Origin of the sequence: Streptomyces sp. NPDC008313, from assembly GCF_042956125.1 — a bacterium.
GTDB lineage: Bacteria > Actinomycetota > Actinomycetes > Streptomycetales > Streptomycetaceae > Streptomyces.
In genome coordinates, this window is the sequence record NZ_JBIBFR010000002.1 from 388,973 (window position 1) to 401,259 (window position 12,287).

Annotated in this window: 12 protein-coding genes and 1 pseudogene; 5 read left to right on the plus strand and 8 right to left on the minus strand. The window is 74.1% G+C overall.

Features of this window, described 5'->3' with window-relative positions:
- Positions 1 to 49 precede the first annotated feature (49 nt).
- On the plus strand, positions 50 to 841 hold the full coding sequence (locus ACFY93_RS04570; RefSeq protein WP_391353515.1) for a glycosyltransferase: 792 nt from the start codon (positions 50 to 52) through the stop codon (positions 839 to 841).
- A gap of 59 nt (positions 842 to 900) precedes the next feature.
- Positions 901 to 1,479, plus strand: coding sequence for an FxsA family membrane protein (fxsA, locus tag ACFY93_RS04575; protein WP_391353517.1), 579 nt, complete (start codon positions 901 to 903; stop codon positions 1,477 to 1,479).
- Between the two features lie 229 nt (positions 1,480 to 1,708).
- On the opposite strand, the gene ACFY93_RS04580 is transcribed toward fxsA, so the two are convergent.
- Positions 1,709 to 2,083 carry an RNA polymerase-binding protein RbpA gene (locus ACFY93_RS04580; RefSeq protein ID WP_030677841.1) on the minus strand — a complete coding sequence of 125 codons (375 nt, stop codon included), beginning with the start codon at positions 2,081 to 2,083 and terminating at the stop codon, positions 1,709 to 1,711.
- A 452-nt stretch (positions 2,084 to 2,535) separates the two neighbouring features.
- Positions 2,536 to 3,151, minus strand: a pseudogene (locus tag ACFY93_RS04585) (YitT family protein); the annotation flags it as partial.
- Between the two features lie 101 nt (positions 3,152 to 3,252).
- On the opposite strand from ACFY93_RS04585, the gene ACFY93_RS04590 reads away from it, so the two are divergent.
- On the plus strand, positions 3,253 to 4,752 hold the full coding sequence (locus ACFY93_RS04590; RefSeq protein ID WP_391353604.1) for an aminotransferase class I/II-fold pyridoxal phosphate-dependent enzyme: 1,500 nt from the start codon (positions 3,253 to 3,255) through the stop codon (positions 4,750 to 4,752).
- A 6-nt stretch (positions 4,753 to 4,758) separates the two neighbouring features.
- On the opposite strand, the gene ACFY93_RS04595 is transcribed toward ACFY93_RS04590, so the two are convergent.
- A complete protein-coding gene (locus ACFY93_RS04595) occupies positions 4,759 to 6,447 on the minus strand; it encodes a hypothetical protein (protein ID WP_391353519.1) in 1,689 nt (562 codons plus the stop codon).
- 37 nt (positions 6,448 to 6,484) lie between these two features.
- Entirely contained in the window at positions 6,485 to 6,679 is a 195-nt protein-coding gene (locus ACFY93_RS04600; protein ID WP_391353521.1) for a hypothetical protein, read from the minus strand.
- 341 nt (positions 6,680 to 7,020) lie between these two features.
- Between ACFY93_RS04600 and ACFY93_RS04605 the strand changes: the two genes are divergently transcribed.
- Together ACFY93_RS04605 and ACFY93_RS04610 are read left to right on the plus strand one after the other, a co-directional pair.
- Positions 7,021 to 7,413 carry an ankyrin repeat domain-containing protein gene (locus tag ACFY93_RS04605; RefSeq protein WP_391353522.1) on the plus strand — a complete coding sequence of 131 codons (393 nt, stop codon included), beginning with the start codon at positions 7,021 to 7,023 and terminating at the stop codon, positions 7,411 to 7,413.
- 301 nt (positions 7,414 to 7,714) lie between these two features.
- A complete protein-coding gene (locus tag ACFY93_RS04610; RefSeq protein ID WP_391353524.1) occupies positions 7,715 to 9,127 on the plus strand; it encodes a HEAT repeat domain-containing protein in 1,413 nt (470 codons plus the stop codon).
- A gap of 7 nt (positions 9,128 to 9,134) precedes the next feature.
- Here ACFY93_RS04610 and ACFY93_RS04615 read toward each other — a convergent pair whose 3' ends face one another.
- The 4 genes from ACFY93_RS04615 to ACFY93_RS04630 are packed head-to-tail and all read right to left on the minus strand — an operon-like array spanning position 9,135 to position 12,275.
- Entirely contained in the window at positions 9,135 to 10,016 is an 882-nt protein-coding gene (locus ACFY93_RS04615; protein ID WP_391353526.1) for a 5-oxoprolinase/urea amidolyase family protein, read from the minus strand.
- Entirely contained in the window at positions 10,013 to 10,630 is a 618-nt protein-coding gene (locus ACFY93_RS04620) for a carboxyltransferase domain-containing protein (RefSeq protein ID WP_391353528.1), read from the minus strand. Before ACFY93_RS04620 ends, ACFY93_RS04615 begins: the two co-directional genes overlap by 4 nt.
- Positions 10,627 to 11,385 carry a 5-oxoprolinase subunit PxpA gene (locus ACFY93_RS04625; protein WP_391353529.1) on the minus strand — a complete coding sequence of 253 codons (759 nt, stop codon included), beginning with the start codon at positions 11,383 to 11,385 and terminating at the stop codon, positions 10,627 to 10,629. Before ACFY93_RS04625 ends, ACFY93_RS04620 begins: the two co-directional genes overlap by 4 nt.
- Positions 11,386 to 11,435: 50 nt before the next feature.
- Positions 11,436 to 12,275 (minus strand): putative hydro-lyase, encoded by an 840-nt coding sequence (locus tag ACFY93_RS04630; protein WP_391353605.1) that lies wholly within the window; start codon positions 12,273 to 12,275, stop codon positions 11,436 to 11,438.
- Positions 12,276 to 12,287 lie beyond the last annotated feature (12 nt).

Sequence of the window (12,287 nt, forward strand, 5' to 3'; positions counted from 1 at the left end):
GCCGCGGCCACTATGGTGGACCTCTGCGTACGGACATGAAGGGGCAGCAGTGAACGACGTCGACGGGACCCTCGCGTCAGGAGCCCAGGGGAGACAGTTCGGCCCGCTCGGCACGGCCTTGGTGATCATCCCGACCTACAACGAGGCGGAGAACATCACGTCGATCGTCGGCCGGGTGCGTGCCGCCGTGCCCGACGCGCACATCCTGGTCGCCGACGACAACAGCCCCGACGGCACGGGCAAGCTCGCCGACGAACTGGCCGCCGCCGACGACCATGTCCAGGTGCTGCACCGCAAGGGCAAGGAGGGCCTCGGCGCCGCGTACCTGGCCGGCTTCCGCTGGGGCATGGAGCACGACTACGGCGTCCTCATCGAGATGGACGCCGACGGCTCGCACCAGCCGGAGGAGCTGCCGCGGCTGCTGACCGCCCTGAAGGGCGCCGACCTCGTGCTCGGCTCCCGCTGGGTCCCGGGCGGCCGGGTCGTGAACTGGCCCCGGTCCCGGGAGATCATCTCCCGCGGCGGCAGCCTCTACTCCCGTGTGCTGCTCGACGTGCCGATCCGGGACGTCACCGGCGGCTACCGGGCCTTCCGCCGCGAGACCCTCGAGGGACTGGGTCTCGGCGAGGTCGCCTCCCAGGGCTACTGCTTCCAGGTCGACCTGGCCAGGCGCGCGGTCAAGGCCGGTTACCACGTCGTCGAGGTGCCCATCACCTTCGTGGAGCGCGAGCTCGGCGACTCCAAGATGAGCCGCGACATCCTCGTGGAGGCCCTGTGGCGGGTCACGTCGTGGGGTGTGGGGGAGCGGGTCGGCAAGGTCACCAGGCGCAAGCCGTCCTGACCGGCGCCGGTGATCGTCCGCTTATCCCGTTCTGAGGCGCCGCCAGGCACACTGGGAGCATGACGACCGGCGCTTCGACCCCCAGCCCCTCCACGCGGCCGCGGCGCTCGCGGCCGCTCAGGTTCCTGCCGCTGGGCATCGCCGCATGGCTGGTGCTGGAGATCTGGCTGCTCACGGTCGTCGCGGACGCGGCGGGCGGGCTCGCCGTCTTCCTGATCATCGCCGGAGGGCTGGTGCTCGGGGCCACGATCATCAAGAGGGCCGGACGCCGTGCCTTCCGCAATCTGAGCGAGACGCTGCGACAGCAGCAGAGCGGCGCGCAACCGGCGAGCGCGGGCACCGAGGGCAACGGGCTGATGATGCTGGGCGGCCTGCTCCTGATGATCCCCGGGATGATCTCCGACGCGCTGGGACTGCTCCTTCTGATACCCCCGGTGCAGAAGGCCCTGGGCCGGTACACGGAGCGCACCATCGACCGCCGGGTGCGTGCGGCCGCCACCAGGGGCGGCTTCGGTGACGCCTTCCAGCAGGCTCGCATCCACCGCCCGGACGGAAAGATCGTCCAGGGCGAGGTCGTCCGGGACGACGAGCCGCGGCAGGACCGGCGACCGGGCCCGCGTCCCCCGCTCAGCCACTGACCCGCCCGGAGCGCGGAGCCGCGGACCCCGTGGGTCCTCCCGCTGAGCCACTGGCTCCGTGACCCACCGGGGTGGGCACTTCTGCCTGGGCGGCGGGGCGGCGGCATCCGGCGTGCCGCAGGGGGGTGACGCCGGGGGTCGCCCGGACGCACAGAGCCGCGGACCCCGTACCTCAGTACGGTGCCCGCGGCTGCGTGCGTACGTGTCTGCCGCTCGGCCCCCGGAGGGGTCAGGCGGACTTGCGGCTGTCCCGCGGATGAACGGCGATGTTCATCGCGCCGGAGCGCAGAACTGCAAGGCGCTCGGCGAGGACCTCTTCGAGTTCCTCGCGGGTGCGCCGCTCCATCAGCATGTCCCAATGCGTACGCGCGGGCTTGGCCTTCTTTTCCTCAGGGCCGTCGCCGTCCACCAGGAGTGCCTGGGCCCCGCAGACCTTGCACTCCCACTCAGGCGGGATCTCCGCCTCGACCGAGAAGGGCATCTCGAACCGGTGCCCCTTCTCGCATGCGTACTCCACGGCCTGGCGCGGGGCCAGGTCGATGCCGCGGTCCGTCTCGTAGCTGGTCACCACGAGGCGCGTGCCGCGAAGAGCTCGCTCACTCATGAATCGTGCCTCCCGGGCTTGTCGCCCACAGGACAGGTGTCGCTGTCGTCGTCATCCGGTCAACGTCCGGTCGGCGGTAAAGATTCCCGAAGTACCCGTTCCGGGTCATGCGTCGCCGTCGTAGCCGCCCCTTGTTGTACCCACCAACGCCCGGATTGTCACATCTGGCAGCAGATGTCACCCAGTGCTTCACTATCTTTGACGCGCAGTAACGGTACGCCTGGCAGGCCAAACGCGTACACTACCGCCCTTCGGGCCCCGGCGCTAAATTCTGTCCGACACGGCGTTGCCCGCGTCGCGGATCGCCCGCCTCACCGAAACCCGCGGAGTCACGCCTTCCGCCTGCCCGGAGGCGACCGCCCGGGTCTTGGCGGACGGGCTCTCGGCGGAGAGGCCTGTGGCTGTGGCCGGGGTTTCTGCGGCAGGGCATTCGGCGGACGGGCTTGCCGCGGACGGTTCGGCGGGCGCCTCGGGCAGCGCGAAGACCCGCAGGAAGAGCTGGGCCAGCGGGCCGATGCAGACCGCGTACAGCACCGTGCCGACGCCGATCGTGCCCCCGAGGGCGAACCCGGTGATGACGACCGCGACCTCGACGGCGGTCCGCATCAGCCGGATCGAGCGCCCCGTGCGCCGGTGCAGACCCGTCATGAGACCGTCGCGCGGGCCGGGTCCGAACCGGGCGGAGATGTACAGGCCGGTGGCGACACCGTTCAGCAGGACGCCCGCCACCAGCAGGGGTATCCGCACCGCGAGCGCGCGTGTGTCCGGGACCAGCGCCAGGGTCGCGTCCATGGAGAGGCCGACGGCGAAGACGTTGGAGACCGTGCCGAGCCCGGGCCGCTGGCGCAGCGGGATCCACAGCAGCAGCACCAGCGCCCCGATCACGATCGACACCACCCCGATCGTCAGGCCCGTGAGCTCGGCCAGGCCCTGGTGCAGCACGCCCCAGGGCTCCAGGCCGAGGCCCGACTCGACGAGCAGGGCGGAACTCGCGCCGAACAGCGCCAGTCCCGCGTACAGCTGGACGAGGCGGCGGACGATCCGCCCCGAGCCGGAGCGTACGGCCACGAGATTCCCCCAAGGTGGTGTCGGTGGACTGATGCATGACACTCTGTGGCGTGACGGTGAACGTCATCCAGGGCCAATTCGAGCAAGGTGGACCGGTCATCATGGCGCAGTGGACCTCGGCGGTGGGGGCGGCACAGCTCGCCCGGCTGCTCAACTCGCAGCAGGAGAGGCCCGCGGGCCCCGGTACGCGCCGCCCGCCCGCCTATCGCGCGCTGGCCGACGGTATCCGGCTGCTCGTCCTCGAGGGGCGGGTACCCGTCGCCGCACGGCTGCCCGCCGAGCGGGAACTGGCGCTGGCGCTCTCCGTGAGCCGCACCACGGTGGCCGCCGCCTACGAGGCGCTGCGCTCCGAGGGATTCCTGGAGTCCCGCAGGGGCGCCGGCAGCTGGACGGCCGTGCCCGCCGGGAACCCGCTGCCCGCGCGCGGCCTGGAGCCGCTGCCCCCGGAGGCCCTGGGCTCGGTGATCGACCTCGGCTGCGCGGCCCTGCCCGCCCCCGAGCCCTGGCTGACCCGGGCCGTCCAGGGAGCCCTGGAGGAGCTGCCGCCGTACGCGCACACGCACGGCGACTACCCCGCCGGGCTGCCCGCGCTGCGCTCGATGATCGCCGAGCGGTACACGGCACGCGGTATCCCGACCATGCCCGAGCAGATCATGGTGACGACCGGGGCGATGGGCGCCATCGACGCGATCTGCCATCTGTTCGCCGGGCGCGGCGAGCGCATCGCCGTCGAGTCCCCCTCGTACGCCAACATCCTCCAGCTGATGCGGGAGGCGGGGGCTCGGCTGGTGCCGGTCGCGATGGCCGAGGGCCTGGCCGGCTGGGACATGGACCGCTGGCGCCAGGTGCTCCGGGACGCGGCGCCCCGGCTCGCGTACGTCGTCGCCGACTTCCACAATCCGACGGGCGCCCTGGCCGACGAGGACCAGCGCCGCCGGCTGGTGGACGCGGCCCGGTCCGCGGGAACCGTGCTGGTCGTCGACGAGACCATGAGCGAGCTGTGCCTGGACGCGGACGTGGAGATGCCGCGCCCGGTGTGCGCCTTCGACCCGGCGGGTTCCTCGGTGATCACGGTCGGTTCGGCGAGCAAGGCCTTCTGGGCGGGGATGCGGATCGGCTGGGTGCGCGCGGCACCCGACGTGATCCGCAGTCTCGTCTCCGCGCGCGCGTACGCGGACCTCGGCACCCCCGTCCTGGAGCAGCTGGCCGTGAACTGGCTGCTCAGCACCGGTGGATGGGAACAGGCGGTCGACATCCGCCGGGAGCAGGCCCGCGGCAACCGGGACGCGCTGGTCGCCGCGGTGCGCAGGGAGCTGCCCGGGTGGGAGTTCTCGGTTCCGCTGGGCGGGCTCACGCTCTGGGTGCGCACCGGCGGGCTGTCCGGCTCGCGGCTCGCCGAGGCGGGGGAGCGGGTCGGGGTGCGGGTGCCGTCGGGGCCCCGGTTCGGGGTGGACGGCGCCTTCGAGGGGTATGTGCGGCTGCCGTTCACGGTCGGCGGCGCGGTGGCCGAGGAGGCGGCGGTGCGTCTCGCGGCCGCGGCGCGGCTGGTGGAGACGGGCGCGTCCACGGGGACGGAGGCGCCGCGCACGTTCGTCGCGTGAGCGGCGTCAGCCCTCGGCGACCGCGGCGTCCGCGGCGGGTGACACCGCCTCCTGCGGGGCGATCACCGCGTCCTGGAGGACGGCCGGCTCCCTGTCGGGGAGCGCGTCCGTCTTCTTGAACACGGTGTCCTCCTTCTGGAAGGCGGTGTCCGCCTTCCAGACCGTCGTGTCCGTCGCGTCCGTCTCGGTCGTGCGCTCCGGCAGCAGCGCCAGGACCGCCTGCCGGTCGGACTCGGCCGTGGCGTCGTCGTACGGGTCCGGGGTGGCCGGCACCTGGAGGCGGTGCACCGGGCCCGAGCCCAGCCGGGCGTAGCCGCGGCCCGGGGGCACCTCGGCGGCGGGGACGGTGGGCGGGGGCGCGCCCAGGACCGCCTCCAGCCGGGCGCGGGACGCCGGGCCGAGCACCACGCGCGCGCGGGTGTGGCGGCGTACGGCGTCGCTCAGCGCGTCAAGACCGTCGAACTGGTCGGCCACGACGACCGTCACCCCTGTCGCACGTCCGTGCCGCAGGGGTGTCTGGAGCAGCGCCTGCGGGTCCCTGTGGTCCCCGGACGCGCCGAGGTGACCCAGGGTGCTGGGCCGGTCCAGGATGATCCACAGGGGGCGCCCGATGTCGTCCGGGGCCGGGCGGCCCGCCTGCCTGGCGCGGTTCCCCGCGGCCAGCCTGCGCTCCGTCTCGTGGGCGGCCCACTCCAGGCTCGCCAGCGCTCCCGTGGGGCCGGATTCGACGGCCAGCACACCGGCACGGCCGGACAGGCAGGCGTACTCTCCGACGCCGCCCCCCTCGACGATCAGGACGTCGCCGTGCTGGAGGGCCTGCAGCGCCAGGGAGCGCAGCAGTGTGGTCGTGCCGCTGCCCGGCTCCCCGACGACCAGCAGGTGCGGTTCGGTGGAGCGGGCTCCGGTGCGCCAGACGACCGGCGGCACGTCGCGCTGCTCGTCGCCCCACGACAGGGGCAGCGTGCGCTGCACGCCGTCCGCGTCGGTGAATCCGAGGACGGTCTCTCCCGGCGCGGTCACGAACCGCTGGGCCGCGATGTCGGTGGGCAGCGGCGCGAGGACCGTCATCGCGAGTTCGTTGCCCTCCTCGGACCAGGCGAAGCGGTACTCGCGGGCCCGGCCGGACTTGGTGCGCAGGAGCTGTTCGATCCGGGCCCGGGACTCGGGCTCGCCGTCGGTGAAGTACGCCGGGTAGCGGATGCTCAGCTCGGACACGCGTCCGGTCTCGTCGAAGCCGTACGAGGGGAACGCCTTGTCCCAGCCGCCGCCGTGCGCGTACAGCGGGTCGGGGTCCTCGGGGGCCGAGAAATAGGGGACCAGGGCGTCGTACAGGGACTGGAGCCGCTGGGCCTGCGACTCGTCAGGGCCCTCGGGGCGCACCGGAGCGCGGTCGCGGCCCGTCCACGCCGCCGCCGTCATCAGGGCGATGACGGCGACGGGCGGCCCGTACGGCACCAGTGCCACGCCGAGGACGACCGCGGCGACGGCGCACAGCAGTGGCCCGCGCCGGTCCTGGGGGGTCGCGCCCCATCTGCGCCGTCCGGCGGCCGCCAGCCGGCGCAGCCCGCGCGTGATCGTGATCAGCGGGTGGAGGACGTCGGTGGCGCCGTCGGCCGCCGTCCGGGCCAGCTCCCGGCTTCGGGCGATCCGGGCGCTGCCGTTGCTCAGGATGCGGGGGAGGGGGCGCCGGGCCACTGCTGTCTCCTGGAGGTGCGCGCGAGGGGCAGGGAGGTCAGAACTTGATCCCGCCGAGGAGGCCCGCCAGGCTCTCCCCGCCGGCCTTGATGCTCGGCGCCAGGGCCGTGCTCGCGAGGTAGAAGCCGAAGAGGGACGCGACGAGGGCGTGGGACGCCTTGAGCCCGTCCTTGCGGAAGAACAGGAAGACGATGATGCCGAGCAGGACGACGCCTGAGATGGACAGAATCATGTGAGCTCTCCTGGTGGGTGGGGGACAGTCACCATCAGTTGTCCCAGGATCACAGCATGTATCCATACGATAAAAGGTGCAAGTGGGTGAAAAACGGCCTCTTTCGCCGCAGTGGGGCCGCTGAAGTGGGCGTTTCGCGCGGAGCCCGTCGTCGCGGGGCCCGGGCGAGCGGGGCCGGGGGGCACGGCCGCCGTCCGGGCCCCGTGCGCCGCCCGGTATGTGCCGTGACAGCCAGTACCCTGACGGTTCACCCGTACGGCCGCGCCGCTCGCTGCCGTACGCTCGCGCAGACCGCGTGCGCGGTCCCCAGAAGTTCGTCGCAGTGAGAGGCGGTCCGGCCGATGAGCGAAGCCCTCGACCCCGAGGTCGTGGAGCTGGCGACCAAGATCTTCGATCTGGCCCGCCGCGGCGACGCCGAGGCTCTCGTGGCGTATGTGGACGCGGGCGTCCCCGCCGATCTGACCAACGACCGCGGCGACTCGCTCGTGATGCTCGCCGCGTACCACGGCCACGCCGACGCGGTGCGTGCGCTGCTGGCGCGCGGCGCCGAGGCCGACCGGATCAACGACCGGGGCCAGACCCCGCTCGCGGGCGCCGTCTTCAAGGGAGAGGAAGAGGTGATCCGGGCGCTCCTCGACGGTGGAGCCGATCCGGCCGCGGGCACCCCCTCGGCCGTGGACACGGCCCGCATGTTCGGCAGGACACAGCTGCTCGAACTGTTCGGCACACACTGATGCATCTGCCCTGACCAGGCAGAACGCACGAAACGGGGGAGGCGGTACGGGGCCGCCGGAAATGCGGTCGCGGCAGGAAGAAGCGCTGGGTCATCATGACGTCGTGATTCACGGACGCGATGGCCAGGCAGTTGTTGCCGCACCGCGCGGGCCGTGAAACGGCCCGCATGGGCCACCGACGAGAGGCAGAGGAAGATGGGCTACAGCAAGCAAGAGACGGCGGGCGCACCGACGTGTTGTCACGCGGCCAGGTAATGCAGGACCCCCGGTTGCGTCGACGCTTGATGTGAGGCTGTTTCCCATGTTCGAACCGGTCATAGCGCCCAGCGGTACGCTGCTCGGCCTGCTCCAGAGGGGCCGCGGCGACGGCACGCTGCACGCGCTCACCGCACCGCGCGCCGAGGCGCTCGCGGCACTGAACCAGTGTGTGCTCAGCGACCCCCGCCACGACTGGCAGGTGGAGAACCGCTCCCTCTACTACGCCCGTCTCCACCTCGATCTGAACGGGGACCTCGACGCGATCGAGGGCCACCTCTTCGACGCCGAGGACGTCCTGGACGCCGACGAGAACCGCACCGGGCTCGCGCTCGCGGTGCTCGGCCACCTCGCCTCGTACGGCCGGCGGGACGCCCTCGGGCTGCTCCGGCGGTACGCGGCCACGGGCAGCAACTGGGCCTGGGCCCTCGACGAGCTCGCCCTGCGCGACGACGACGCCGGACTGCGCGCCCTCGCCGCCCCCGTGCTCGCCCGCTTCCCCGCCGACGCCGAGGGCGAGGCCGAGCTGGCCGCCGCCGTGCGCGACGCCTTCGAGCCGCGGCCGTGGCGCCTGTGGGCCGACGATCCCCGCCCCTCGGTCGGCACGCGCGTGCGTGCCGCCCGGGAACGGGGCTCGTTCGACCGGTGGCAGCGGCAGATGCGGCCCTCCGGACCCGCCTGGAGTGTCCGCGCCGTCTTCGACTGGGCGCAGCAGGGCGCCGACCGGGGTGCCTCCTACCACGTGGCCGCCGCCCGATGCCTGGCCGCCGTGGCGGGCCCCGAGGACCGGCCCGAGATCCTCGGTGCCGCGCGCGCCGGCACCGAAGGAGCCCGCTGCACCGCCCTGCGCTATCTCGCCGACAGCAACGACCCGGACGTACTCGACCTGATCGAGACGGCCGTGTGCACCGGGTCGGCGGCGGTCGTCGAGGCGGCCGTGGAGGCCTTCGAACGCCTGCGCAGTGTCGCCGCCGTCGACCGGGCGCGCGGCTGGGCCCACCGGCCCGACGAGCTCGGGGCCGCGGCCGGGCGCATGCTCGCCTGCCGGGGCGGGGCACAGGACAGCGAACTGGTGCTCGGCGCTCTCCGCGAGGCCGTCCGGGGCGAGGGCCCCGACGCCCCGACGCTGTGGACACTGGTCGACGGAGCCGGCCGGCTCGGCATCGCCTGCGCCGCGCCCGTGCTGCGCCACGTCTACCGGGAGACCGCCTCGTCCCATCTGCGCGGCCGGGCCGCCCGCGCCCTGGCCGCCACCGATCCGTCCTTCCCCACGGGCTTCGCCGTCGAGTGCCTCTGGGACTGCGAGGAGACCACCCGCGAGGTGGCCGCACGGTACGCCGAGACCGGCGACGCGCGCGTGGTCGACCAGCTCCGCCGGCTCGCCGCGGATCCCGCCGAGGAGGCGGAGGTCCAGACGGCCGTACGCAGCCGGATCGGACCCGACAGGCCCACCGTGTGAGGGCGCGTCACCCCGCCCGGCCGCGACGGCGTGCCGTCGTGAAGCGGACCGGGGTGCCCGGGACGGCCTGCGCCGCTGCGGGCAGGCCCGACGGGTCGGCGACCGCGATCACCGGATAGCCGCCGGTGGTCGGATGGTCGGCCAGGAAGACGACCGGTCTGCCGTCCGGCGGTACCTGGACGGCACCCAGGACCATCCCCTCGCTGGGGAGCTCACCCGTGAAGGCCCGCTCCAGCGCGGGGCCCTCCGTCCGCAGGCCGATGCGGTTGCTCGCCGGGGAGACCCGGTAGGCGCGCGACGTCAGGGTGCGCAGGGCCACCGCGGTGAACCAGTCGTCGCGGGGCCCCGGCGTGACGCGCAGGACGAGTTCGGCGGGCGGCCCGGGCTGCGGGGCGACGTCCACGCGCGCGTGGGGGAGCCCCGGACGCCCGAGGGGCAGCACGGTGCCGTCGGCGAGCGGCGCGGGGCCGAGCCCCGACAGGAGATCCGTGGAGCGGCTGCCCAGCACCGGGTCGACGGCCACCCCGCCCGAGACGGCCACATAGGCCCGTACCCCCCGCACGGCCCGGCCGATGTCGAGGAGCGCCCCGGCGGGCACCGGGAACGGCGCTCCCCAGGGCGCCGGACGTCCGTCCACGGTGACCGGGCAGGGCGCACCGGTGACCGCGGCGGTGAGCGCCCGGCGGGGGCGCAGCGCGCAGCCGTCCAGCGTGGACTCCAGGACGGCGGCGTCGGGCGCGTTGCCGACGAGCCGGTTGGCCAGGGCGGCGGCCGGCGCGTCGAGCGCCCCGGAACGCGGCACCCCGAGATGGGCGTGACCGGGTCTGCCCCGGTCCTGCACGGTGGTCAGAGCCCCGGAGCGCACGACGGACAGGGCACGGTCGGTCATGAACGCCCCGCCAGTACGAAGCGGACCCTGGTGCCCGGGGACAGCAGGGCGGCCGGCACGCGCGCGTGGTCCCACAGGACCGCGTCCGCCGTGCCGATGAGCTGCCAGCCGCCCGGCGAGGACCGGGGGTAGACGCCGGTGTACGGGCCGGCGAGGGCCACGGAGCCCGCCGGGACCGCCGTACGGGGCGTGGCGCGGCGCGGCACGTCGTACCGGGACCCCAGTCCCGTGAGGTAGCCGAACCCCGGCGCGAACCCGCAGAAGGCGACGCGGAAGACGGCCGCCGAGTGGATCCGGGCCACCTCGTCCTCCCGGACGCCCCAGTGACGCGCGACGTCCCCGAGGTCGGGGCCGTCGTACCGTACGGCGATCTCGACCGCCTCCCCCGCGCGCGGGGGCAGCGGCGGAATCTCCCATCCCGGGAGCAGGCGGGCCAGCCGGCCGGGATCGTCCACGCCGTCCAGGAGCACCGTGCGGGCCGCGGGGACGATCTCCCCCACGGTCAGGGAACCGTCGGCGCGGCGGCGCAGCAGCTCCGCGTGCAGGGCCTGCGCCGCCTCGCCCGACGGGACCTCGACGAGCAGAGCCCGCTCACCGACCGGCAGCGCCCTCATGCGAACGCCCTGACGGGCAGACCGGAGGACTCCAGCGCGGTACGGACCCGCCGGGCGAGCTCCACCGCGCCGGGCGTGTCCCCGTGGACGCACAGGGAGCGGGCCCGGACGGCGACCCGTTCGCCGGAGTGTGACGTCACGACGCCGAAGCGGGCGAGTCCCACCGACCTCTCGACGACCGCGTCGGGGTCGGCGAGCACCGCTCCCGGCTCGCCGCGCGGCACCAGGGTGCCCTCGTCGGTGTAGGCGCGGTCGGCGAACGCCTCGGTGACGGTGGGCAGTCCGGCCTCCTCCGCCGTCTTCAGCAGCAGCGACGACGGAAGCCCGAGGACGGGCAGCGTCGCGCCGGCGAGCCGCACGCCCTCGACGACCGCCGCCGCCTGCTCCGCGTCGTGGACGACGCGGTTGTAGAGCGCGCCGTGCGGCTTGACGTACGACACGCGCGTGCCCGCCGCGCGCGCGAAGACCTCCAGCGCGCCGATCTGGTAGGCCACCTCGGCCGCCAGTTCGCCGGACGGCACGTCCATCGCGCGCCGTCCGAACCCGGCCAGATCGCGGTAGGAGACCTGGGCCCCGATCCGTACGCCGCGCGCGGCCGCCAGCTCGCACACCCGCCGCATGGTGGCCGGGTCGCCCGCGTGGAAGCCGCAGGCCACATTGGCGCTGGTCACGACGGACAGCAGCTGCTCGTCGTCGGTCAGCCGCCAGCGGCCGAAGCCCTCGCCGAGGTCGGCGTTGAGGTCGATCGGGGTCATGGTCCTTCCGTTTCTGCCGGTCCGGCCGCCCTCGCGCGGCGCGGCGCTGATCAGACGACGCGGTACCGCTCGTCGCGGGTGTCGGTCAGGAACATCTGACCCGGTGCGTGGGTGATGGCGAAAGGGGGCCGGGACGCCATCACCGCCGCCTGCGGGGTCACCCCGCAGGCCCAGAACACCGGGATGTCGTCGGACTCCATGTCCACGGGATCGCCGAAGTCGGGGCGCGAGAGGTCCGCGATGCCCAGCCCCGACGGATCACCGCAGTGCACCGGGCTGCCGTGCACCGCGGGCAGGAGGCTGCTCTCCCGGATCGCCGCGGCGAGGTGCTCGGGCGGGACCGGACGCATCGACACCACCATGGGGCCGTGCAGCCGCCCGGCGGGGCGGCACCGCCGGCCGGTCACGTACATGGAGACGTTGCGGCCCTGCTCGATGTGGCGCATCGGGACCCCCGCCGCGGTCAGCGCCCATTCGAAGGTGAAGCTGCAGCCGATGAGGAACGACACCAGGTCGCCGCGCCAGCGGTCCAGCACGTCGGTCGGCTCGTCGACCAGTTCGCCGTGCTCCCACACCCGGTAGCGGGGGAGGTCGGTGCGCAGGTCCGCGCCGTCCGCGAGCACCGTCGTCCACGCGCCGGCGTCGGTGACGTCGAGGACCGGGCAGGCCTTCTGGTTGCGCTGGCAGAACAGCAGCATGTCGTACGCCCAGTCGGCCGGGACGGAGATCAGGTTCGCCTGGGCGTGACCGGCGGCGACCCCGGCGGTGGGACCGCACACGCCCGTACGGAACCGGGCCTGCGCCGCCCTGGGGGTCCACGCGCGCGCGTGCCCGACGGGACCGAGCGGCGGGAGGCCGTCGCGGTCGCCGTGGTCCCGGCCCGCGGCCATGGCGTCCGTGCG

Coding starts and splice junctions, on each gene's coding strand:
- ACFY93_RS04630 (WP_391353605.1), bottom strand. CDS start 12,275: ATGGCCGCGGGCCGGGACCACGGCGACCGCGACGGCCTCCCGCCGCTC.
- ACFY93_RS04605 (WP_391353522.1), top strand. CDS start 7,021: ATGAGCGAAGCCCTCGACCCCGAGGTCGTGGAGCTGGCGACCAAGATC.
- ACFY93_RS04610 (WP_391353524.1), top strand. CDS start 7,715: ATGTTCGAACCGGTCATAGCGCCCAGCGGTACGCTGCTCGGCCTGCTC.
- ACFY93_RS04625 (WP_391353529.1), bottom strand. CDS start 11,385: ATGACCCCGATCGACCTCAACGCCGACCTCGGCGAGGGCTTCGGCCGC.
- ACFY93_RS04620 (WP_391353528.1), bottom strand. CDS start 10,630: ATGAGGGCGCTGCCGGTCGGTGAGCGGGCTCTGCTCGTCGAGGTCCCG.
- fxsA (WP_391353517.1), top strand. CDS start 901: ATGACGACCGGCGCTTCGACCCCCAGCCCCTCCACGCGGCCGCGGCGC.
- ACFY93_RS04615 (WP_391353526.1), bottom strand. CDS start 10,016: ATGACCGACCGTGCCCTGTCCGTCGTGCGCTCCGGGGCTCTGACCACC.
- ACFY93_RS04580 (WP_030677841.1), bottom strand. CDS start 2,083: ATGAGTGAGCGAGCTCTTCGCGGCACGCGCCTCGTGGTGACCAGCTAC.
- ACFY93_RS04600 (WP_391353521.1), bottom strand. CDS start 6,679: ATGATTCTGTCCATCTCAGGCGTCGTCCTGCTCGGCATCATCGTCTTC.
- ACFY93_RS04590 (WP_391353604.1), top strand. CDS start 3,253: ATGGCGCAGTGGACCTCGGCGGTGGGGGCGGCACAGCTCGCCCGGCTG.